The organism is Corynebacterium yudongzhengii, assembly GCF_003065405.1.
Classification (GTDB): Bacteria; Actinomycetota; Actinomycetes; order Mycobacteriales; family Mycobacteriaceae; genus Corynebacterium; species Corynebacterium yudongzhengii.
Genome location: NZ_CP026947.1, coordinates 2,024,911 through 2,047,944, shown reverse-complemented (window position 1 = coordinate 2,047,944; position 23,034 = coordinate 2,024,911). Strand labels below are relative to the sequence as shown.

15 protein-coding genes and 1 tRNA gene are annotated in these 23,034 nt (G+C 67.4%); 12 read left to right on the top strand and 4 right to left on the bottom strand.

All coding sequences use genetic code 11. The features are described 5' to 3' along the window. The first annotated feature begins 188 nt into the window (after positions 1-188). The 3 genes from ctaD (at position 189) to C3B44_RS09510 (ending at position 4,266) form a co-directional block, all read left to right on the top strand. Positions 189-1,958 (top strand): aa3-type cytochrome oxidase subunit I, encoded by a 1,770-nt coding sequence (gene ctaD / locus C3B44_RS09520; RefSeq protein ID WP_108432166.1) that lies wholly within the window; start codon positions 189-191, stop codon positions 1,956-1,958. A gap of 293 nt (positions 1,959-2,251) precedes the next feature. Continuing rightward, positions 2,252-3,529 (top strand): phosphoserine phosphatase SerB, encoded by a 1,278-nt coding sequence (serB, locus tag C3B44_RS09515; RefSeq protein WP_108432165.1) that lies wholly within the window; start codon positions 2,252-2,254, stop codon positions 3,527-3,529. After that, positions 3,529-4,266 (top strand): aminoacyl-tRNA hydrolase, encoded by a 738-nt coding sequence (locus C3B44_RS09510; RefSeq protein ID WP_235840367.1) that lies wholly within the window; start codon positions 3,529-3,531, stop codon positions 4,264-4,266. Before serB ends, C3B44_RS09510 begins: the two co-directional genes overlap by 1 nt. Here C3B44_RS09510 and C3B44_RS09505 read toward each other — a convergent pair. Further along, positions 4,263-6,206 carry an ATP-dependent DNA helicase gene (locus C3B44_RS09505; RefSeq protein ID WP_108432164.1) on the bottom strand — a complete coding sequence of 648 codons (1,944 nt, stop codon included), beginning with the start codon at positions 6,204-6,206 and terminating at the stop codon, positions 4,263-4,265. The two genes, C3B44_RS09510 and C3B44_RS09505, sit on opposite strands and share 4 nt — an antisense overlap. Positions 6,207-6,211: 5 nt before the next feature. Then, positions 6,212-7,567, bottom strand: a complete 1,356-nt coding sequence (locus C3B44_RS09500; protein WP_268876415.1) for a nicotinate phosphoribosyltransferase — start codon at positions 7,565-7,567, stop codon at positions 6,212-6,214. A gap of 143 nt (positions 7,568-7,710) precedes the next feature. Between C3B44_RS09500 and clpS the strand changes: the two genes are divergently transcribed. From clpS to C3B44_RS09465, 7 genes are all read left to right on the top strand, one after another. Further along, positions 7,711-7,998 (top strand): ATP-dependent Clp protease adapter ClpS, encoded by a 288-nt coding sequence (gene clpS / locus C3B44_RS09495; RefSeq protein ID WP_108432637.1) that lies wholly within the window; start codon positions 7,711-7,713, stop codon positions 7,996-7,998. Positions 7,999-8,022: 24 nt separating this feature from the next. Beyond that, on the top strand, positions 8,023-8,562 hold the full coding sequence (locus C3B44_RS09490; protein ID WP_108432163.1) for a DUF2017 domain-containing protein: 540 nt from the start codon (positions 8,023-8,025) through the stop codon (positions 8,560-8,562). A gap of 3 nt (positions 8,563-8,565) precedes the next feature. After that, positions 8,566-9,276 (top strand): rhomboid family intramembrane serine protease, encoded by a 711-nt coding sequence (locus tag C3B44_RS09485; RefSeq protein WP_108432162.1) that lies wholly within the window; start codon positions 8,566-8,568, stop codon positions 9,274-9,276. An 11-nt stretch (positions 9,277-9,287) separates the two neighbouring features. Further along, complete coding sequence (gene murI / locus C3B44_RS09480) at positions 9,288-10,118, top strand: glutamate racemase (protein WP_108432161.1); 831 nt, start codon at positions 9,288-9,290, stop codon at positions 10,116-10,118. Positions 10,119-10,155: 37 nt separating this feature from the next. After that, positions 10,156-10,920 (top strand): MBL fold metallo-hydrolase, encoded by a 765-nt coding sequence (locus tag C3B44_RS09475; RefSeq protein WP_108432636.1) that lies wholly within the window; start codon positions 10,156-10,158, stop codon positions 10,918-10,920. 636 nt (positions 10,921-11,556) lie between these two features. Beyond that, positions 11,557-12,285, top strand: coding sequence for a ribonuclease PH (rph, locus tag C3B44_RS09470; protein ID WP_108432160.1), 729 nt, complete (start codon positions 11,557-11,559; stop codon positions 12,283-12,285). 4 nt (positions 12,286-12,289) lie between these two features. Next, positions 12,290-12,913 carry a non-canonical purine NTP pyrophosphatase gene (locus C3B44_RS09465; RefSeq protein WP_108432159.1) on the top strand — a complete coding sequence of 208 codons (624 nt, stop codon included), beginning with the start codon at positions 12,290-12,292 and terminating at the stop codon, positions 12,911-12,913. On the opposite strand, the gene C3B44_RS09460 is transcribed toward C3B44_RS09465, so the two are convergent. Together C3B44_RS09460 and C3B44_RS09455 are read right to left on the bottom strand one after the other, a co-directional pair. Further along, complete coding sequence (locus tag C3B44_RS09460; RefSeq protein ID WP_108432158.1) at positions 12,910-13,293, bottom strand: DUF3817 domain-containing protein; 384 nt, start codon at positions 13,291-13,293, stop codon at positions 12,910-12,912. The genes C3B44_RS09465 and C3B44_RS09460 overlap by 4 nt on opposite strands. A 27-nt stretch (positions 13,294-13,320) precedes the next feature. After that, positions 13,321-13,737, bottom strand: a complete 417-nt coding sequence (locus C3B44_RS09455; RefSeq protein ID WP_108432157.1) for a hypothetical protein — start codon at positions 13,735-13,737, stop codon at positions 13,321-13,323. Between the two features lie 94 nt (positions 13,738-13,831). Between C3B44_RS09455 and C3B44_RS09450 the strand changes: the two genes are divergently transcribed. Continuing rightward, positions 13,832-13,913: transfer RNA gene (locus tag C3B44_RS09450), tRNA-Leu, on the top strand. A gap of 186 nt (positions 13,914-14,099) precedes the next feature. Beyond that, entirely contained in the window at positions 14,100-23,033 is an 8,934-nt protein-coding gene (locus C3B44_RS09445; protein WP_108432156.1) for a type I polyketide synthase, read from the top strand. The last annotated feature ends 1 nt before the right edge of the window (position 23,034 follow it).

The following is a 23,034-nucleotide window of genomic DNA, read 5'->3' as shown; positions in this document are numbered from 1 at the left end:
ACGATCGACGAATAACCACGTCGTCGAATCGGGCCTTGCCTGGGGAAGTGAGAGGATACAATAACTGTGTCTCCAGTCTGGGAAACAGCTGGATTAAGTCGTTCTCAGGGATTAGAGTGAACGACTGAAAAACCAAGACGCGTCCGGATTACTCGCAAATCTGGCGCGTTCGTTGTCAGGAGGAACCAATGACCGCTGTGGCGCCAAGGCTCGACAATTACGTCGCGCCGGAACGTCCAGAGCCGACCGGGCATTCCAAGCGCGGTTCCAAGGCCTGGATGATGCTCACCACGACCGACCATAAGCAGCTCGGCATCATGTACATCATCATGTCGTTCAGCTTCTTTTTCCTGGGCGGCCTGATGGCCCTGCTGATCCGTGCGGAGCTGTTCTCCCCGGGTCTGCAGTTTCTGTCCAATGAGCAGTTCAACCAGCTGTTCACCATGCACGGCACGGTGATGCTGCTGCTGTTCGGTACTCCGATCGTCTGGGGTTTCGCTAACTACGTTCTGCCCCTGCAGATCGGTGCCCCCGACGTCGCCTTCCCGCGTCTGAACGCCTTCGGCTTCTGGATCACCACCATCGGTGGTGTCGCGATGCTCTCCGGCTTCCTCACCCCGGGCGGTGCCGCCGACTTCGGCTGGACCATGTACATGCCGCTGGCTGACGAGGTCCACACCCCGGGCATCGGCGCGGACATGTGGATCGTCGGTGTCGGTGCCACCGGTATCGGTACCGTCGCCTCGGCCATCAACATGGCCACCACCGTTCTGACCATGCGCGCACCGGGCATGACCATGTTCCGCATGCCGGTCTTCTGCTGGTCCATCTTCACCACCTCGATCATCGCCCTGATGATCTTCCCGCTGCTGCTGGCCGCTGCTCTCGGCGTTCTCTACGACCGCAAGCTCGGCGGCAACATCTACGACTCCGCCAACGGTGGCGCCATCCTGTGGCAGCACCTGTTCTGGTTCTTCGGCCACCCGGAGGTCTACGTCCTCGCGTTGCCATTCTTCGGTGTGATCTCCGAGGTCATCCCGGTCTTCTCCCGTAAGCCGGTCTTCGGCTACATCGGCCTGGTCTTCGCCACCCTGGCCATCGGCTCGCTGTCCATGGCCGTCTGGGCGCACCACATGTACGTCACCGGCGCCGTGCTGCTGCCGTTCTTCTCGTTCATGACGTTCCTCATCGCGGTCCCGACCGGTATGAAGTTCTTCAACTGGGTCGGCACCATGTGGAACGGCCACATCACCTGGCAGACCCCGATGATTTGGGCGATGGGCTTCATGGCCACCTTCCTCTTCGGTGGTCTCACCGGCATCATGCTGGCCTCCCCGCCGCTGGACTTCCACCTGGCGGAGTCCTACTTCCTGATCGCCCACTTCCACTACACCCTGTTCGGCACCGTGGTGTTCGCCTCCTACGCTGGCGTCTACTTCTGGTTCCCGAAGATGACCGGCCGTATGCTCGACGAGCGCCTGGGCAAGATCCACTTCTGGCTGACCTTCATCGGCTTCCAGGGCACCTTCATGGTCCAGCACTGGCTGGGCAACATGGGCATGCCGCGTCGTTACGCCGACTACCTGGATTCCGATGGCTTCACCCTCCTCAACCAGATCTCCACGATCTTCTCCTTCATCCTGGGTGCCTCGGTTATCCCGTTCGTCTGGAACGTGTTCCGCTCCTGGCGCTACGGCGAGGTCGTCACCGTCGACGATCCGTGGGGTTACGGCAACTCCCTCGAGTGGGCTACCTCCTGCCCGCCTCCGGGCCACAACTTCGTGTCCCTGCCGCGCATCCGCTCCGAGCGTCCGGCCTTCGAGCTGCACTACCCGCACATGGTCGAGCGCATGCGTCGCGAGGCCCACGTCGGCCACGATGCCGACCCGCGCGAGGAAGTCTCTCGGACCAACCCGCAGGGTGGGGAAGGCCCGAAGCACGCCGCTGCTCGCAGCTAGGCTCCGCGCCGCTGACGGCAGCGACCGTCATTCCTGACGATAGGTAAAACCGCCTCGTAGCCACCGACCACGGTCGTGGCGAGGCGGTTTCGCTATTTCGGGGTTATTGGGTGGGGTTGTGGTGGGTTGTTTCGGTGGGTCGAGCGGGGTGGGCTCGCCGTGGTTTTTGAGTAACTACCGACGTTAAGCTCCGTTTCGGCCTCAAAACCCCAAGACCGTCGGTACTTACTCAAAACCAGACCCCAACAGCTTCTGTTCGCACTTCCGCACCCTCCGTGCCAGAATGAGGAAGCGTGACTGATACAAACGACCCTCATAATTCAGTTCCCTCCGTCGCCCTGTCTGAAGGGTTCGTCTCTGGAGTGATTACTTCTACCGGCCCGGATTCGCCTGGTGTGTCCGCCACGTTCTTCCGCGTGCTTGCGGCCAACGGCGTCCAGCTCCTCGATGCTGAGCAGGCCCTGTTCCGGGGCCGGATCTCCCTAGCCGCGTACGTCGGTTTCGATCCCGAACGCGAGGAGCGCATCCTCACCGGTCTGCAGGATTCGCTCAAAGGCTACGGCCAGACCATCACCGTGGATTCGGAGGTGGATGCCACCGCGGGCAGCCGTCCGCGTTCGACGCATACCGTGGTGATTTTGGGTAACCCGGTGACGGCCGAGGATCTGTCGCAGGTCGGCCGTGCGCTCGCCAATTACGGTGCGAATATCGACCGTATCCGTGGCATCTCTGATTACCCGGTGACCGGCCTCGAGTTGTTTATCACCGTGCCGGATACCGGACCCGGTGGCGGTCAGAACGTGCGCAAGGCGCTGGCGGAGGTGGCGTGGGAGTCGAACATCGACATCGCCATGGAGCGCGCGGGCTTGCAGCGCCGTTCGAAGCGCCTGGTGTGCTTCGATTGCGATTCCACGCTGATTACGGGTGAGGTCATCGAGATGCTCGCCGCGCACGCCGGGCGGGAAGCGGAGGTCGCCGCCGTCACTGAGCGTGCCATGCGCGGAGAGCTCGACTTTGAGGAGTCGTTGCGTGAGCGCGTGAAGGCACTCGAGGGCTTGGACGAGTCGGTGATCGACGAGGTCGCCAACGCCATCGAGCTGACCCCAGGCGCGCGCACGACCATTCGTACCCTGAACCGCATGGGTTATCGCACCGCGGTCGTCTCGGGCGGGTTTATCCAGGTCCTCGAGGATCTGGCCGAGGAGCTCCAGCTCGACTACGTGCGCGCGAACACCCTCGAGATCGAGAACGGTAAGCTGACTGGCCGGGTCGTTGGCAAGGTGGTGGATCGCCAGGCGAAGGCGGAGTTCCTCCGGGAGTTTGCCGCTGATTCGCAGCTGGAGATGCACCAGACCGTCGCCGTCGGCGATGGGGCCAATGACATCGACATGATCTCCGCCGCGGGCTTGGGCATCGCTTTCAACGCGAAGCCGGCGCTCACGGAGGTCGCCGATACCTCCGTGAATCACCCGTTCCTCGACGAGGTGTTGTACATGCTGGGCATCCCCCGCCACGAGGTGGAGCTGGCCGACCAGGAGGACGGCACTTATCGACGGGTGGAGCTCTCCTAGTGCTCGACCAAGCACATAAGTTTCTCGCCGAGAACGTGTCGGCGGATCGCCACGCCCGCAGCGAGGATCCGGATGACCCCGCCACCGTGCAGGCCATGCAGATTGCGTTGCACATCCCGAAGCCGGAGCGCCCGCGCCGCACGCCGCTGCTGGAGTCCGCTGCCCGCGCGGTGGTGGCCGTGTGCCTCGACGATCGTGCCGTCACCGACGACGGCTGGCACGAGGGCCTGCAGCACTGGTACGACCACCTGATCCGCAAGATCGCCCGCCGTGGGCGCAACAAGCCCTGGGAGGACGTCCAAAAGCTTCCCGGCGTCACGATGGAGACTGATGGCGTGCTCGCCCGCGCCTTTGTTCCCACGGCGGTCGCGGACGTTCCGCATGAGATCAAGAAGTTGCAGATCAAGGGCACGGACCTTCCGATGGACGAAGAATCCGCCGCCGAGCCGGCACCCGGGCTGCCGCTCATCGCGGTGAATGCGGATCTCGAGATGACCACCGGCAAGGCCGCCGCTCAGGTCGGCCACGGCTCGATGCTGCTCGCCGCCGCCCAGGACCTCGAGTGGGTCCGCCGCTGGGCAGACAAAGATTTTGCCCTCCAGGTCCGCGAATACCCGGCGCAGCGTCTCCGGGAGCTGGTGGCCGACAACCCGGAGGCCGTCGTCGTGCGTGACGCCGGCTACACCGAGGTCGCCCCGGACTCGGCCACCGTCGTGGCCCTGCCTTATCAGAGCTAAGAGCTCACCAGCCGCTTGAGCGCCCCGCGCACCACCGCGGGGTCGGTGGTGTCCCAAAACCGCGGCAGGGAGGCGCGCAGAAATCCGCCGTAGCGCTTGGTTACCAGGCGGTTGTCCAGCACGGCGACCACCCCGCGGTCGTCGACGGAGCGCAGCAGCCGGCCCGCGCCCTGCGCCATGAGCAGGGCGGCGTGGGTGGCGGAGACCTCCATGAACCCGGAGCGCCCGGCCGCGTTGGCGGCTTCGGAGCGGGCTTGGAGCAGGGGGTCGTCGGGACGCGGGAACGGGATGCGGTCGATGATTACGAGCGAGAGGGAGCGGCCGGGGACGTCGACACCCTGCCAGAGGCTCAACGTCCCGAACAAGCAGACGTTCTCGCTGCGGGAGAACTTCTCGACGAGCGCGCCCGTCGCATCCTCGCCCTGCAAAAGGATCTCGAAGGGAAGGCGCGGGCGCAGCGCCTCCGCGGCCTGGACGGCGGCCCGCTTGGAGGAGAACAAGCCTAAGGTGCGCCCGCCCGCGGCGGTGATGAGCTCTGCGATTTCCTGCAGGGTTTCCTCGGCGAGCCCGTCGCGCCCGGGCGCCGGCAAGTGTTTAGCCGTGTAGAGGATGCCGGATTTCTCCGGGTTGAAGGGGGAGCCGGCGTCGAGGCTATCCCAGCTGCCGCGGGGCAGCCCCCAGTTCGCGGCGAGGACGTCGAATCTCCCGCCGATAGCCAGGGTGGCCGAGGTGAGGATCACGGTCTGCTCGCCGAAGAGGTTGTCGTGCAACAACCCGGCGACCGAGAGCGGGGCGACGGCCAGGCTCTCTTGGCGCGAATCCAGCCAGACGACGTCTTGGTCCGTGCCGGCGTCGAACACCCCGAGGATGCGCACGATGGCGTCGTGGAGGTCCTCTAAGTGGTTGGCAAGGTTGACCCGCTCGGCCGCCTTGTCGGGTTCCTCGCCGTCGCGGGGCCGGGCGATGGCCTCGCGGAGGGACCACAGGCCGTCGCGAAGCCCGTTGAGGGATCCCCGGGTGGTCTCATCAATCGTGGTCCAGCGGCCGGGGTCGAGCGTTTTGAGGAGGGCGTCGAAGTCGTCGGCGAGGTCGGTGAGGTCGTCCTCTTTGCCGTCGGCACCGAGCTTGCCGCCGCGGTTGGCGGCTAGTTTCAAGATGCGCGGCGAGATCTCGCTGGTGGCTACGGAGGTGATGCGCCCGTCGAGCTCGTGGGCCTCGTCGATGACGGTGACGTCGTGTTCGGGGAGGATGTCGACGTCGGCAAGCGCGTCAATCGCCAGCATCGCGTGGTTGGTGACGACGATATCCACCTCCCGCGACGCCTGGCGGGCATGCTCGGCGAAGCACTCCTCGCCGTGCGGGCACCGGCTGGCCCCCAGGCACTCTTTGGCGCTCACGCTGACCTGCTTCCACGCCAGATCCGGCACGCCCGGGTCGAGGTCGTCGCGATCGCCGGTCTCCGTCTCCTGGGCCCACTCGTGGACGCGCTTGACGTGGCGGCCGGTCCAGGAGATGTCGGTGTCGTCGAGAAGCGCCTCCGGGGCCTCCTCGTCGGCGCCGAGCTTGTTGAGGCACACGTAGTTCGACCGGCCCTTGAGGATCGCGAAGGTCGGGCGGCGCTCGAGGTGGTCCTCTAAAGCGTCAGCGAGGCGCGGCAGGTCGCGCTGGACCAGCTGGTTCTGCAGGGCGATCGTGGCAGTGGAGACCACCACCGTGGTCTTGGACTGCTGCGCGTGCCGGATCGCGGGCACGAGGTAGGCGAGCGACTTGCCGGTGCCCGTGCCGGCCTGGACGGCGAGGTGGCGCTCGTCGTCGATGGCGGCGGTGACGGCCTCGGCCATGGCGAGCTGCCCTTCTCGACGGCTGCCTCCCAGGGCGGTGACGGCGGCGTCGAGAAGCTCGGGGGTGCTGGGGGCGAGGGGCTGTTCGCTATCCGACACCAGTGCTAGTACTCCCGGTCAGTCACGGCGAAACCGGTAAACCGGGTGGTAATCGCCGGCTCGTTGCGCGACAGGGCCAACCCCTCCCAGGGCAGCTTGGTCAGCTGGCGGGCTAAGTGCTCGCGGGATTCCTCCAGGGTGGGCACTGCGGTGCGCTGTCCGTCGCGCATGAGCGGGATGGTCAGCTGCTCATCGGTGGCGCGGCCGGTATCCGGGGCCTCGGAGTGGAAGGGGTAGACGATCTCCTCGATCGCCACCCCGGTGGAGCGGTGGGTGCGCAGGGCCCGCTTCGCCCCGCCGGTCATGGCCTTGCCGCTGGAGCGCTTGGCGACGGGGTGTCCGTTGACCTCCACCAACTTGTACACCAGCCCGGCCGTCGGCGCCTCGGAGCCCGTGACCACCGAGGTGCCCACCCCGAAGCCGTCGACGGGGTCGCCGCGCAGGCCGGCGATGGCGAACTCGTCGAGATCCGAGGAGACGATGATCTTCGTGTTGATCGCCCCGAGCTCATCGAGCTGCGCGCGCACGCGCCGGGTCAGCGCCCCGAGGTCGCCGGAGTCGATGCGCACCCCGCCGAGCTCAGGGCCGGCGACCTCGATCGCGGTGCGTACGCCGCGGGCGATGTCGTAGGTATCCACCAGCAGGGTGGTGTCGATGCCGAGCGCGTCGATCTGCGCCTTAAAGGCGGCGGCCTCGTTCGGGGTGCCGTCGTCGTTGATGTGCAGCAGCGTCCAGGCGTGCGCCGCCGTCCCCGAGGCCGGGATGCCGTAGCGCTGCGCGGCCTCCAGATTCGAGGTGGCGGCGAAACCCGCGAGATACGCCGCGCGGGCGGCGGTGACCGCCTGGTATTCCTGCGTGCGCCGCGAACCCATCTCGATGATCGGCCGGCCGTCGGCAGCCGTGACCATGCGCGCCGCCGCCGAGGCGACCGCGGAGTCGGAGTTCATGATCGAAAGGATCACGGTCTCTAAGATCACGCACTCGGCGAAGGTGCCGCGCACCGTGAGGATGGGGGAGTAGGGGAAGTACAACTCGCCCTCGCGATAGCCGTCGATCTGGCCTTGGAAGCGGAAATCCCTCAAGAACTCGCGGGTGCGATCGTCGAGGAAGTCGAGCTGGCTCAACTGTTCGTCGGTGAAGACGAAGTGCTCCACGGCCCGCACCAGGCGCTCCGTGCCGCCGACGACGCCGTAGCGACGCTCGCTCGGAAGGCGGCGGGAGAACACCTCGAAGGCGCACTCGCGGTGGGCGGTGCCGTCTTTAAGCGCCGCCTGCAGCATCGTCAGTTCGTATTTATCGGTCAGCAGCGCCGTCGAGGCGGCCGGTCGATCGATGGTTGCATCCAGCTTCTTATCACTCACACCCAAAACCTTAGCGGAGTGCCTCGCGCTAGCCCCCTGCCGCCGGATAACAAAGCTGACTAAGATAGGTGCACATGAACGCCGAGACCGCCCCCACACGCACCTTCCGGACACGGCCGGGCGTTGTGACCATGGGTTCTCCCATGGCGAGCCCGGAGCTCGACGAGCAGCTGGACGTCGACACGGCCACCGCCGAAAACCTGCCGTGGCTGTGCATTGTCTGGGATGACCCCGTCAACCTCATGAGCTATGTCAGCTATGTCTTCCAGACCGTTTTAGGATACGACAAGAAACGGGCCACCGAGCTGATGATGCAGGTCCACACCGAAGGCAAAGCCGTCGTCTCGTCCGGAGAGAAGGACAAGGTAGAAGGTGACGTCAAGAAGCTGCACACCGCCGGGCTCTGGGCGACGATGCAGCAGGCCGGATAGGAATACCGAAGGAGACCGAAGAAGATGACTCCGTGGACCGTGAAGAAGCCGCTCATGCGTGCCGCGCGCTACACCACCACGTTGGATCCGCTGGAGCGCGAGGTCCTCGGTAATCTCACCGCACAGGTCGCCGACGCGCTCATGGAACGCGCCCGCACCGCCCCGCGCGACGAGCTCGCCCAGATGATGGACATGCCCACCGGGCATACCGACGCCCCCGACGATCCCTCGCTGGCGCGCCTGCTGCCGGACTTCGAGCGCAGCGGCGACGAGGAATACGACGGTGACAACGGTCTGCTGCGCAGCCTGCACGAATCTGACATCATTACGGGCAAGCTCGACCACCTGCGCGTCATCGCGGATGCGGTGGGGCCGGACGGCTCCGTCCAGATCTCGCTGACCGGCGACGAAGTGCCCGCCTTCATCGCGGGGCTCAACGACCTCCGGCTGTACCTCGCAGCCCAGGAGATCGACGACGTAGCGCGTGCTGCCGAGCGCGACAACCTCGTCGAATGGTTGGCCTACAACCAAGACAGTCTGCTTTCTGCCTACACCGGGGACTAATTTATGACTTACTCTGATCCCTCCCGGTACCGGAGTACCTCACCTGGCTTCGGCACCGCGGGTAACTACGGTTCGGGTGCGCCCGTGGCCACCCAGCGCGGCCGGGCCCCGCAGCCGCAGCGTCACCGCCGCGGCGGCGGGCTGTCGGGCGCGCTGCGCTACAGCATCGGCTTCGTGGTGGTGATCTGGGCGGTCCACATCATCAACCTCGTGTTCTTCGACGGCGGGCTTCTGGCCTTCGGCATCCGCCCGATGGATACCTCCTCGCTGTGGGGGATCGTGACCGCTCCGCTTCTGCACGCCAGCTTCGAGCACTTGATCTCCAACACCGTGCCCGGCGCCGTGTTCGCCTTCCTGGTCGGTTTCTCCGGCCGCAGGGCGTTCTGGGAGGTCACCGCGATCGTGGTGCTCGTCGCCGGTGTGGGCACGTGGCTGTTCGGCGGCGTGGGCACCAACCACATCGGCGCCTCCAGCCTGGTGTATGGCTGGCTGGCGTATCTGCTCGTACGCGGTATCTTCAACCGCTCGTTCCGCCAGATCCTGCTCGGGCTCGTCCTCGGTTTCTTCTACTCCGGGCTCGTGTGGGGCCTGCTGCCGGGTACTCCCGGCATGTCCTGGCAGGGCCACCTGTTCGGCGCGATTGGCGGCATTCTGGCGGGCATGATGATCACCTCGGACGACCCGCCGAAGCTGGTGGGGCGCCGCAACGCCTAGCATGAACCACCGTGAGTGATGAGGAAGCTTTAAAGGTTCATGCCGACAGCCCGATCGGCATCTTCGATTCCGGGGTCGGCGGGTTGACGGTGGCGCGCACCATCATCGACCAGCTGCCGCACGAGTCGATCATCTACGTTGGCGATACCAAAAACGGCCCTTACGGCCCGCAGAAAATTGCCGACGTCCGCGCCCACGCCATGCGCATCGCCGACGATCTCGTCGAACGTGGCTGCAAGATGCTGGTCATTGCCTGTAACACAGCCACCGCCGCGTTCCTGCACGACGCCCGGGAACGTTACGACGTCCCCGTCGTCGAAGTCATTCGGCCCGCAGTGAAACGCGCCATGGCGACCACCCGCAACGGGCGCGTCGGGGTGATCGGCACCATCGGCACGATCAACTCCGGGGCGTATCAGGACCTGTTCTCCCTCAACCCCTCCGTCGAGGTCACCGCGGCGGCGTGCCCGTCGTTCGTTGACTTCGTCGAGCGCGGTATTACCTCCGGACGCCAGATCCTGGGTGCTGCCGAGGCCTACCTGGCCCCGCTGCAGGCGGCGGGCGTCGATACGCTCGTGCTCGGCTGCACGCACTACCCGCTGCTTTCCGGTGTCATCCAGCTGGCGATGGGCGACGGCGTCACCCTCGTCTCCTCTGCCGAGGAGACCGCCAAGGAAGTCCTCAGCGTCTTGACCCGCACCGACATGCTGCACGAGGCAGAACCCGACGCAGTGCCAAAGCGCGTGTTCGAATCCACTGGGGATCCGGAAACCTTTGCCCGGCTGGCGGAACGCTTCCTCGGACCCCAGATCACCGGAATCGCCCCGGAACCGCATGAATGAGCGTGATAACCGCGCCAATCCGTGGCACAGTAACAGCATGGAGCTAACTATTCTGGGCTGCTCGGGGTCGGTGGCCGCGCCCGGCAACGCGGCGTCTGGATACCTGATCACCGTCGACAACGCGCCGGCGGTGGTCATGGATCTGGGACCGGGTACCTTCGCGCCCCTGCAAGAGCTGGCGAACCCCTCCGAGGCCGACGTCGTGTTCACCCACCTCCACGCCGACCACTGCCTGGATTTGCCCTCGCTGTTAGTCTGGCGCCGCTTCCACCCGGAGTTGGCCGCCAAGGGCCGCAACCTCTGCTTCGGGCCTGAGCGCACGCCGGTGCACTTAGGGCGCTTGTCCGCCAACGGCGACGAGGTCGACGACTTTTCCGACACCCTCGCCTTCGCCCCGTGGAGGCATGGGCAGACGGAGATCCTCGGGAAGTTGAACTTCACCCCCTACGAGGTCGACCACCCCGTCGAGGCCTACGCCTTCCGCGTCGAGCACACCGCCACCGGGTCGAGTCTGTGCTACTCGGGCGATACCGCCTACACCGAGAACCTCATCGAGGCTGCCCGCGGAGTCGATTACTTCTTCTGCGAAGCCGGCTGGGGACCCGACGGTAATGACAAGCCGATCGGCATGCATATGTCCGGCGGCGACTGCGGACGCGCCGCCCGCGAAGCCGGCGTGGGCACCCTCGTGCTCGTGCACATCCAGCCCTGGGCCGATAAAGAAGCCACGCTAGAGGCGGCGCGCGCAGAATTCGACGGCGAGATCATCGTCGGCGAGGCTGGGATGGAGTTTGAGATTTAGGTTTCTGGGTTGCGTTTGGGGGCGTTCGGGGCGTTCGGGTGCGTTCGGGGCGTTCGGGTGCGTTCGGTGCGGCGTTTTGGCACGTCGACGCATGATGCGGTAGCGATTGGGATGGTGTTTGGCGGTGCTGGTGGGTGATGCGCTAGCGCTTGTCGAAAGGAGCCGGTCGAAAGGAAGCGTCCTTTCGACCCCGTGGGACTCGTTTCTGTGCGCCTCCTTTCGACCAGCGTAATCGCGTTATGGGCGTGGGTGCTGCGGGTGTCTCCTGTCGGGGCTGCCGAGGTGAAGAGTGAGGTTGACGGGGCATGCGGGACTGATGGGATAGCGGCATCGTGGTCTTGCATAAGCGGACTGACCATGCGTCCAAGGAGCGTTAGCGCTTGTCGAAAGGGGGCGGTCGAAAGGAAGCGTCCTTTCGACCCTGCGGAACTCGTTTCTGTGCACCTCCTTTCGACCAGCGCAAGCACACCATGGGCGCAGGTATCGCGGATGCCCGCCGGGCCCGGCCAGCGCAAGCGCACCATGAGCACAGGCGTCACAGACGCCCCGCCGGACCCGACAAACCAAAGCAAACCAAAACAAACCAAAGCACCACCACGCTCCAGCGCGTCGCCGCCGTGGTCTACGCTGGATCGCATGACTGATTTCTCGCGTTACGATGGCCGCGCCACCGACGAAATGCGCCCCGTGCGCATCACCCGGGGCTTCACCTCGAACCCGGCGGGCAGCGTGCTCGTCGAGTTTGGCAACACCCGCGTGATGTGCACCGCCTCGATCGAGCTCGGTGTGCCGCGCTTCAAGAAGGACTCCGGCGAAGGCTGGCTGACCGCCGAGTACGCCATGCTGCCCGCCGCCACCCACGAGCGCATGCCGCGGGAGTCGATGCGCGGCAAGGTCAAGGGTCGCACTCACGAGATCTCCCGTCTGGTCGGCCGCAGCCTGCGCGCCGCCGTCGACCTCTCTGAGCTGGGGGAGAACACCATCAACATCGATTGCGATGTCCTGCAGGCCGACGGCGGCACCCGCACCGCCTCGATTACCGGTGCTTACGTCGCGCTGGCGGATGCCATCACCGAGCTCAAGGCCCGGGACGTTGTGCCGGGGAACCCGCTGCGCGCCCCGGTCGCCGCGGTTTCGGTGGGGCTTATCGACGGCCACGTCCTCCTCGATCTCCCCTATGAGGAAGATTCCCGCGCTGATGTGGATCTCAACGTCGTGATGACGGCTGAGGGGAAGTTCGTCGAGGTCCAGGGCACCGGCGAGCACGGTGAGTTCGGCCGCGAGGAGCTCAACGCCATGCTCGACGCCGCGGAAAAGGGCATCGCCGAGCTGCATGCCGCCCAGCGTGCCGCACTGGAGGGCTAAGCCTGTGCAGCTGCTCGTCGCGTCGAATAATCCCAAAAAGCTCGCCGAGCTGGAGCGCATCCTCGCCGCCGCGGGGGTTCAGGGTGTCGAGCTCGTCTCCTTGCGCGAGGTCGAAGCCTACGAAGAGCCCGTCGAGTACGGCCGCACCTTCGCTGACAACGCACTGATCAAGGCCCGCGCCGGGGCCCAAGCCACCGGCTTGGCGACCGTGGCGGATGACTCCGGTCTCGCAGTCGAGGAGCTCGGCGGCATGCCGGGGGTGCTGTCCGCGCGCTGGTCCGGCACGCACGGCGATGATCAGGCCAACAATGACCTGCTGCTCGCCCAGATGGCCGATGTGCCCGATGAGCGTCGCGCCGTCGCGTTCGTCTCCGTGTGCGCGCTGGTCACCCCGGACGGTACCGAGCGGGTCTCCGAGGGGCGGTGGGAAGGCCGCCTGTTGCGTGAGGAAGTCGGCGAGAACGGCTTTGGCTACGACCCGCTGTTCGTGCCGGCCGAAGAAGACGCCCCGGGCGGCGCGGGCCGCAGCTCCGCGCAGCTGAGCTTGGCAGACAAAGACGCCCTCTCGCATCGCGGGAAGGCGTTGGGTGGTCTGGTGGCAGCGATCGCCGAGCTAGCCAGCGCTTAGGGTTCCTGAAGCTGGAACTTCTTGATGACCTCCCGGCGCCGGGCCGCCTCAACGAAGAAGCTGAGGAAGGGCACCACCCCGGAGATCGCCGTGACCACCCAGGTCGCGGGCTTCCAGCGGGCCTTGAGACCCAGGTTGATCGTGGCGATCACGAACGCCAGATACGCCCAGCCGTGGCCGATGGCGATGACGGTCGCCCAGTCGGGGATGTCGACGCCTACGAGGTATTCCAGGATCATGCGGATGACCAGCGCGATGAGCATCCCGCCGGTGATCCAGGCGGCGATAGAGAAGAACCTCAGCGCCGGGCGCACGCGGCGTTTGCGCTCCGGGTGGACGCGGTGCGTGCTGCTGCTGGTATCAGTCGGGGGAGTGGGCATGCGTAGTCCTTCGGAAATGGTCGGGTTTTAATCGCGGGAGCTGTGGCCGCGACGGGGGGTGTTGATTTCGTTGAAGGTCTCGACGTCCATCTGCGGGCGCTCCGGCAGGAAGTCTTCGTCGATCTCGGTGACCGAGTCACCGAATTCCTCCAGGTCGGCCTGGTAGAGGAAGTCCGGGTCGTCGGCGTCTCGCTCGGCGGCTCGGGCCTCGTTCTCGTACTTCACGCCCATCCGGTAGGCGTAGACGGCGAACGCACCGAAGAGGGGCCACTGCAGTGCGTAGCCCAGGTTCTGGAACGTGCCGGTGCCGGACTGGAAACGAGTCCACTGCCACCAGGCGAGCCCGAGGCAGGCGAGGACAACGACGACGAGAAAGACCACGTGCCATGCCTTAATAGGCACGCGATCACGCGTCTTGTCCTCGCTTTTCTCTGCGTCCTTCACAGCCTCCGATCGTAGTCGTGATCAGTCAAAAGTAGTAGACGGGGTGCGGATGCGGGGTTTCGGCCCTGGGGGCGATACGATGGTTAGCGTTTCGGCGCCCGTGGCGGAACTGGCAGACGCGCTGGATTTAGGTTCCAGTGTCTTCGGACGTGTGGGTTCAAGTCCCACCGGGCGCACTTTTTTATGCCCTTTTTCGGCCACACCCGCCACCAATAAGTATGCAATGGGTCACTCTCAGCAGCGAAAACGGGGAAGGAAACCCAAACGGGTGTAGATTACACAGCAAAAGATGACGGTTTCCTCATGATTTTGTGGCATCATTTGGTGAGCAAAACGACGCCTATGACAGGAGTAGCAACGCTGTGACCCACCGCCTGATCTCCCGGTTCGACCCGTCCACCCTTGGTGCGCCGCCCGCACGATTCGCGGTGAGCTTCGCTGGCCAGGGCTTCGACTGGCGCCCAGCCCTCGCTGATGCCGTCGCGGCGGGGTGCGGGCACGTCGTCACGCGGCATCTCACCCAGGCCGCAGAACTGCTCGCCGGCGTCTCCACCGAGCTCGCCGGCCTGCGCCCGCATGGCTTCGACCCCCTAGGGCTCGCCGAGTCCTACGCCCGCGACGAGCACACGCCCATCGACACCGTCGCCCCGGCGATCTCGGTGCCGGGCATCCTCACCGCGCAGATCGCCACCTGCGCCTCCCTCGAACGCCAGGGCCTGAACCTGTCGGACGCCGTCGCCGCGGTTGGGCACTCGCAGGGCCGCCTCGGCGTTGAGTACCTCCGCGATCCCGACGCTGCCGCCGAGATCCTCGCCCTCGCCCAGCTCATCGGCGCCGCCATGGAGCGCGGCGTACGCACCCACGGCTTGCTTAACGACGCCACCGCCTCCCCCATGCTGGTCATCGCCGGCATCACCCGCGAGCGCCTCGACGCCGCGCTCTCCGCCCTCGACGTCGCTGATACGCAGCGGCCGGTCATCGGGCTGCGCAATGCGCGCGAGACGTTCGTCGTGGTGGGCCGCCCGCAGGACCTTGAGGCGTTGACGCGGGATCTGCACACGCAGGCGGAGGTCGAGAAGAAGGAGATCGGCGGAGTCGTGCGCGGCGGCACCGCGTTCGACCCGGAGATCACCCCGCTGGCCATCCGCGCCGGCTTCCACCACCCGTTACTCGCCGAGGCGGTGGAGCAGGTCGTTAGCTGGGCAAAGCAGTGCGACCTCGAGACCACGCGGGCGCGCCGGCTCGCCGAGGCCGTCATGACCACCCCCGTCGACTGGCCGGCAGAGCTCGAAGCCATCACCCGCGCCGAGGCCGACTGGGTCTTCGAGATCGGCCCCGATACCGGCGTGGCCAGCCTCATCCGCGAGAACCTGCGCGGGCAGGGGATCGGGGTGTTGGCCGTCGGCACCCCGGAGGGCCAAGCGCAACTGTTCGATACCGGGATGGCGCCGCAGCGCCCGCGGCCGTACCGGGAGTTCGCGCCGCGGCTCGTCGAGAAGAACGGCGAGCGGCGCATCGAGACCGCCTTTACCCGCCTGACCGGGCGCAGCCCCATGCTGCTGGCGGGGATGACGCCGTCGACGGTGGATCCAGAGATCGTCGCCGCCGCGGCGAACGCCGGGCACTGGGCGGAACTGGCCGGCGGTGGGCAGGTGACGGAGGAGATTTTCGATCGGCATATCGCGAAGCTGGCCGAGCTTCTGCAGCCCGGGCGGGCCGCCCAGTTCAACGCGATGTTCCTCGATCCTTACCTGTGGGGCATGCATTTCGGCACCGCGAAGTGGGTGCCCAAGACCCGCGCGGCGGGAGCGCCTCTCGACGGCGTGGTCATCTCCGCCGGCGTACCCGATGTCGACGAGGCCGTCGAGCTGGTGACCACCTTGCGCGAGCAGGCCCTGCCCTATGTCGCGTTCAAGCCCGGCGCGATCAAGCAGATCCGCCAGGTGCTCGCGATCGCCGACGCCCTGCGCGAGGCCGGCTCGCAGACCCAGATCATCATCCAGGTCGAAGGCGGCGTCGCCGGCGGGCATCATTCCTGGGAGAGCCTGGACGATCTGTTGCTCGCCACCTATGACGAGATCCGCCAGCGCGACAACGCCGTGCTCGTCGTCGGCGGGGGCATGTCCACCCCGGAGATCGCCGCCGACTACCTCACCGGTAGCTGGGCGCGCGCATACGGGCTGATCGACATGCCGGTCGACGGCATTCTCATCGGCACCGCAGCGATGGCCACCCGCGAATCGACGGCCTCGGTGGCGGTGAAGGAGGCGCTCGTCGCCCAGAGCGGCACCGACGCCTGGGTCCCGGCGGGCGGGGCGGCCGGCGGGATCGCCTCCGGGCGTTCCCAGCTGGACGCGGACATCCATGAAATCGATAACTCTTTCGCGCGGGCAGGCCGCTTGCTCGATGAGCTGGCGAGCGATGATGAGGCCGTCGCCAAGCGTCGCGACGAGGTCATCGCTGCGCTGAACGCCACCTGCAAGCCCTATTTCGGCGAGCTTGCGGAGATGACCTACCGCGACTGGCTCCTGCGCTTTCTGGAACTCTCCGGCCCCGATCACCGTGGCTGGGTGGACCCGACGTGGCGCTCGCGTTTCGAGGGCATGCTCGCCCGCGCCGAGGCGCGCCTGCACCCGGCCGATCACGGGGCGATCACCGCCACCGACTTCGATCTGGACTCGCCGCGTAGGGCCGTCGATACGCTGTGTGAGCTCTACCCGCAGGCGGCAAGCGCCTACCTCAGCGTGCCCGATCAGCAGTGGTTCATCCGGCACTGCCGCGTGCCGGGTAAGCCCGTGAACTTCGTGCCGGTGGTCGACGGCTCCGTGCGCCGGTGGTTCCGCTCCGATTCCCTCTGGCAGGCCCACGACGAGGTCTACGGCCGAGACGCGGACAAGGTGTGCATCATCCCCGGCCCAGCCGCGGTCAGCGGGATCACGCGTGTCGACGAGCCCGTCGCCGACCTCCTCGAGCGCTTCTGCGCCGCCTCGGCCCGGCGGCTGGAAGACGCCGGCGCGCCGGTGGCAGAAGACACCGAGGATCTCTGCGCGACGCTGCGCGCATGCCCGTTGATCGAGTGGGCGGGCCGACAGCAGCGCAACCCCGTGCCGGAGCTTCTCACCCGCGGGGCACACCTGGAATCCGCCGGACAGGATGCGGCGTATCTCACCGTCGCGGTTCCGGAATCCGGCGGCGAGATCACCCTGCGCTTCACCGCGGATCCCCAGGCGCACGGCGCGATCCCGCAGGTCAGCCGTGAGGATGCCGAAGAGGCGATGACCGCCCTGACGCGCCTGGCCGCCGGAGGCGAACTTGCCGAGATCGACGGTGGCGTGGCGCGCAGCCACACTGCGCTGAGCGAGGCCGACTTCGCCGCCTATCATTCGGTCACCGCCGGCTACCTGCCGCCGGCCAGTCCGGTGACTGGGGTGCGCACGGCGCCGGATGTGCTCGTGGGCAAAGCCTGGCCGGCGATCTTCTCCGCCGTCGCGCACGCCGAGATCCCGGGCAGGCCAGGCCAGAAGGTCGTCGAGGGCATGCTCAACCTGGTGCACCTCTCGCACCGCATCGAGCTCACAGGCGAGATCACCCCGGGTAAGCTCGACATCACCGCCGAAGCCACCGAGGTCAGCGATACGCCGGCCGGCAGGGTGGTCGAGGTTATCGCCACGATCCGCGGCGAGAACGCGCAGGCCCGGCTTCAGGAACGCTTCGCCATCCGCGGGCGCACCGGTCACGCTTCGCTGCCGGCAGCGGAGGCGGGGAAGGGGGGCGTCGATAAGCCCATCAGCCTGCGCCAGCGCCTCGAGCTGTACGCCCCGGAGACGATGCAGCCCTTCGCGGTGGTCACGGGGGATCGCAACCCGATCCACGTCAACGACGCCGCCGCGCAGCTGGCCGGGCTGGACGGCGGGGTGATCGTGCACGGCATGTGGACCTCGGCGCTCGCGGAGATCGTCGCCGCCGCTGGATCCACCCGCCCGGAGGTGCGCACCGCCCCGCGTGAGATCGTCGAGTTCGCCGCCGAGATGCAGGCGCCGATCCTGCCGGGAGCGAAACTCGAGATCACCGTCGAGCGCACCGGCGTGGACACCCGCCCTGGACGCGGGGAGATCCGGCGCGTGACCGTCACCGCCGACGGCGCGATCGCGCTTGTAGGCACCGCCACCATGGCCGCCGAGCGCGTCTTCTACGGCTTTCCCGGCCAGGGCATCCAGTCGCCCGGCATGGGCATGGACGCCTACCAAGCTTCGCCGGCGGCGCGGGAGATCTGGGACCGCGCCGACGCGCACACCCGTAACAAGCTGGGCTTTTCCATCCTGCACATCGTGCGCGAGAACCCCAGCGAGGTGCTTGTCGACGGCGAGCGCTACACGCATCCCGACGGCGTTCTGTACCTCACCCAGTTCACCCAGGTCGCCATGGCGACGCTGGGCTGCGCCCAGATCGCGGAGATGGACGAGGCCGGCGTGCTCAACCGGCCGGCGTTTTTCGCCGGGCACTCGGTGGGCGAGTACAACGCGCTGGCCGCCTATGCGCAGGTGCTCTCGCTCGAGGCGGTCGTCGAGATCGTCTACCGGCGCGGTCTGACCATGCACCACTTGGTCGAGCGCGACGAACGCGGGGTGTCCAACTACGGGCTCGCCGCCCTGCGCCCCTACAAGATGGGGATGACAGAAGATGAGGTCGCCGGCTTCGTCGCCCGCATTGGGCAGGCCAGCGGGGAGTTTGTGGAGATCGTCAACTTCAACATCCGCGGCCGCCAGTACGCCGTCGCCGGCACCCGCCGCGGCCTTAACGCTTTGGGGCAGGCGGCGGAAGAGCGCGCGCCGGGGGCGAAGGCGCTGGTGCCGATCCCGGGAATCGACGTCCCCTTCCACTCTTCGAAGCTCATCGGCGGCGTCGACGAGTTCCGCCGCCACCTCGACGAGCTCATCCCCGAAGAGATCGACCTGGAGGTGCTCGAGGGCGCCTACCTGCCCAACCTGGTGGCCCGCCCCTTCGAGCTCACCGAGGACTTCGTGCGCTCGATCGCGAAGGTCGTCGACTCCCCGGTGATCACCGAGATCCTCGCGGATCTCGACGCGCAGCGCCGCGAGCCCGCCCGCCTCGGGCGCACGCTGCTCATCGAATTGTTGGCCTGGCAGTTCACCTCCCCGGTGCGCTGGATCGAAACCCAGGACCGGATGCTTAAGCAGCTGGACGTCGACGCGTTCATCGAGGTCGGCGTGGGAGCCTCGCCCACGCTGGCGAACATGCTCGGCCAGACGCTGAACCTGCCGGCCTATGCCGACACCCAGATCGCGGTCTACAACGTCGAGCGCGACCGGGCGGTGGTCTTCGCCGAAGACGAGATCACCGTCGACGCAGACAGCACCGATGCAGGCAGCACCGACACCGAGCCCCCGGAGCCCGCAGCTGCGCAGGAGGCGCCCGCACCGGCGCCGGTGGCGTCGGCACCCGTGGCCACCGAGCGTCCCGACGACCGCGAGTTCACCCCCGCCGATGCCACCGCCATGCTCATCGCGCTGTGGACGAAGCTGCGCCCGGACCAGATCGGGGCGACCGATACGATCGAAACGCTCGTCGAGGGGGTTTCCTCGCGCCGCAACCAGCTGCTGTTGGACCTCGGCAACGAATTCGGCCTCGGCACCATCGACGGTGCCGCCGACGCCGCCTTCGAAGAGCTTAAAACGACCGTGACCCGCATGGCGCGCGGTTACCACGCATTCGGCCCGGTGCTGCAAACGTCCGTCAACGACGCTTTGCGACGGCTGACCGGCCCCGCCGGCAAGAAGCCCTCCTATGTCGCCGAGCGCGTGGCCGAGCACTGGCAGCTCGGCGAAGGCTGGGCCGATCACATCACCGCCGCGCTGGTGATCGGCGCCCGCGAGGGCTCCAGCCTGCGCGGCGGCGAACTGGCCACACTCCATCCCCTAAGCCCCACCAACGCGGCCGAGCTGAACGGGCTTATCGACGACGCCGTCACCACCACCGCCGCCACCTTCGGGGTGACGGTGACCCCGGGGAGCGCGGCGTCGGCACGCGGGGACGTGGTCGATTCCGCCGCGCTCAACGATTACGCCGAGACCGTCACCGGCGATAAGGGCGTGCTGGCGGAGATGGCCCGCGGCATCTTGAGCCAGCTGGGGCTTAACCAGCCGCCGACGCAGGATGCAGGTGATAGTGATGCCGCCGAGGTCGTCGAGCTGGTCGCCAAAGAGCTCGGCACCGACTGGGTACGCAAGGTCGCCGGCCGCTTCGACGCGGACAAGGCCGTTCTATTCGACGACCGGTGGGCGAGCGCGCGCGAGGACATCAGCCGCGTCGCTCTCGGCGAGCTGGCCGCAGACGAGGTCGATGTCACCGGCGCCGGGGTCGAAGCCGCCGCCCAGGCCCGCTACTTCGGGCTAGACGGGCTCGCCGATCAGGCCGAGGACACCAAGGCGCTGGAGTTTGCCGAGGATATCGCCGTGGTTACCGGCGGCTCGCCGCACTCGATCGCGGCCAGCGTGATCGCCCGCCTGCTGCACGAGGGTGCGAGCGTGATCGCCACGACCTCGCGTCTAGATCACGAGCGCCTCGAGTTTTACAAGGATCTCTACGCTCGATCAGCGCGCGGCGGGGCGTCGTTGCGCGTCGTACCGGCGAACCTGTCGAGCTTTAGCGATCTCGACCAGCTCGTCGAGTGGATCGGCAGCACCCAGACGGAGACGGTGGGGGCGCAGACGGTCGTCGTGAAGCCCGCTATGAAACCGACCCTGCTGTTCCCCTTCGCGGCCCCGCGCGTGATGGGCACGCTCGACGATGCCGGCGCGCAGGCAGAAAGCGAGATGCGCCTGCTGCTTTGGAGCGTCGAGCGCCTCATCGCCGGCCTGTCGCGCCTGGGGTCGGATACGCATATCGGCTCGCGGCTGCATGTGGTTCTGCCCGGCAGCCCCAACCGCGGGCGCTTCGGCGGCGACGGGGCCTATGGCGAAGCCAAGGCCGCCCTCGACGCGCTGGTGGAGCGCTGGAACGCCGAAGCCGCGTGGGCGAAGCGCACCTCCCTGGTGCACGCGCTCATCGGCTGGGTACGCGGCACCGGGCTCATGGGCGGCAACGACCCGCTGGTCGCCGCGGTCGAGGAGGCCGGCGTGCGCACGTTTTCCACCGAGGAGATGGCCGAGCGCCTCGTCGGCCAGGCCGCGTGCAGCGTGCGTGAGGCGGCTGCGCAGGCACCGGTGGTGGCCGATTTCACCGGTGGTTTAGGGCAGGCGGATATCCGGCTTAACGAGCTCGCTGCCCAGGCAGAAGAGGACGAAAAGGCCGAGATCAAGGCCCCGCGCACGCTTAGCGCGCTGCCGAATACCCGCAGCGCGCTGCCGGTAGCGGAACCGGAGTTCTCCGGGGTGACGCAGCGCCTGCAGGATATGGTCGTCGCCGTCGGCATCGGCGAGCTCGGCCCCTATGGCACCGCGCGCACCCGCTTTGAGGCGGAACTGACCGGCACGCTCAGCTCGGCCGGGGTGATCGAGCTTGCCTGGCAGATGGGGCTGATCCACGCCGAGGACGGGGTGCTTGTCGACGCCGAAGGCACCGAAATCGCCGAAGAAGACGTCTACGCCCGCTACCACGACGAGGTGCTGGCGCGCTGCGGTATCCGCGAATTCGACGACGAGGTCGGCTCCGTCGGCCAGCTGGCGCCGGAGCTGACCACGATCTACCTCGATAAGGAGTTGAGCTTCCGCGTCGATAATGCCGAGCAGGCGCGCAGCTATGTCGACTCCGATCCCGAGCGCACCACCGCGCGTGAGGTCGACGGCGAGTGGACGGTCACCCGTGCGGCCGGCTCGCCGGTGCGGGTGCCGCGCCGGGTCGCGATGAGCCGTTTCGTCGGCGGCCAGATCCCCGCCGGTTTCGACCCGGCCGTCTACGGCATCCCCGCCGATATGCTCGAGTCGCTGGATCGGGTGGCGGTGTGGAACCTCATCGTCACCGTCGAGGCGTTCCTCGCCGCCGGCTTCAGCCCGGCCGAGCTGCTCGCTGCGGTCCACCCGGCACGCGTGTCGTCGACCATGGGCACCGGCATGGGTGGCACCGGCTCGCTGCGTGCACTGTATGTCGAGCGCCTGCTCGCCGAGCCGCGCGCCAACGACATCTTGCAGGAGGCCCTGCCGAACGTGGTCGCCGCCCACGTCATGCAGTCCTATGTCGGTGGCTACGGGCAGATGGTCCACCCGGTCGCGGCGTGCGCCACCGCCGCGGTCAGCGTGGAGGAGGGCATGGACAAGATCCGCCTCGGCAAGGCGGACGTGGTGGTCGCCGGAGGTATCGACGACCTCTCGCTCGAGGGCATCACCGGCTTCGGCGACATGAACGCCACCGCGAACTCGGCCGCGCTGGAGGCCAAGGGCATCGAGCACCGCTACTTCTCCCGGGCCAACGACCGCCGACGCGCCGGCTTCGTCGAATCCGAAGGCGGCGGCACCGTGCTGCTCATGCGCGGCTCGCTCGCCTATGAGCTGGGCATGCCGGTCGCCGGGGTGATCGCGTTCGCCGAGTCCTTCGCCGACGGCGCGCACACCTCCATCCCCGCGCCCGGGCTGGGGGCGCTGTCTGCGGCACGCGGCGGCGAGGACTCCCGGCTCGCCCGGGCGCTAGGCGCCCACGGGGTGAGCCCGGATGAGGTGCGGGTGCTCTCCAAGCACGACACCTCCACCAACGCCAACGACCCGAACGAGTCCGACCTGCACCAGCGCATCGCCACCGCGCTCGGGCGCAGTGCGGGCAACCCGCTGTATGTCATCAGCCAGAAGACGCTCACCGGCCACGCGAAGGGCGGGGCGGCGGCCTTCCAGCTCTCCGGCCTGAGCCAGGTGCTGCGCACCGGGGTCATCCCGGCGAATCGCAGCCTCGACTGCGTCGACGACGCCTTGAGCGCCGATGGCTTCATGGTCTGGCCGCGCCGCCCGCTGGCCCTGCACGGCGAGCTGGCGCCGAAGGCCGGGCTGGTGACCTCCCTGGGCTTCGGGCACGTCTCGGCGCTCATCGCGCTGGTGCACCCGGCGGCGTTCGCGGCCGCCGTCGCCGCCGAACACGGCGAGGCGGCCGCCCGCCGCTGGCAGGAGCGTGCGCAGGCCCGCAAGCGTGCCGGCCTCGCGCGCCTCGAGCGGGCGATCTTCGCCGGGGAGTCGCTGTATGAACGCCCCGTCGAGCGCAACCTCGGTGCCGGAAAGGTGAAGGAACGCGAGGCGGAGGTGCTTCTCGACGACACCGCCCGCCTCATCGACGGCCGCCTGCGCCCATCACGCTAGG

Bases quoted from the DNA above. Each gene is read 5' to 3' on its own strand.
- C3B44_RS09475 (WP_108432636.1), top strand. From the start codon at position 10,156: ATGGAGCTAACTATTCTGGGCTGCTCGGGGTCGGTGGCCGCGCCCGGC.
- C3B44_RS09460 (WP_108432158.1), bottom strand. From the start codon at position 13,293: ATGCCCACTCCCCCGACTGATACCAGCAGCAGCACGCACCGCGTCCAC.
- C3B44_RS09485 (WP_108432162.1), top strand. From the start codon at position 8,566: ATGACTTACTCTGATCCCTCCCGGTACCGGAGTACCTCACCTGGCTTC.
- C3B44_RS09490 (WP_108432163.1), top strand. From the start codon at position 8,023: ATGACTCCGTGGACCGTGAAGAAGCCGCTCATGCGTGCCGCGCGCTAC.
- clpS (WP_108432637.1), top strand. From the start codon at position 7,711: ATGGCGAGCCCGGAGCTCGACGAGCAGCTGGACGTCGACACGGCCACC.
- rph (WP_108432160.1), top strand. From the start codon at position 11,557: ATGACTGATTTCTCGCGTTACGATGGCCGCGCCACCGACGAAATGCGC.
- ctaD (WP_108432166.1), top strand. From the start codon at position 189: ATGACCGCTGTGGCGCCAAGGCTCGACAATTACGTCGCGCCGGAACGT.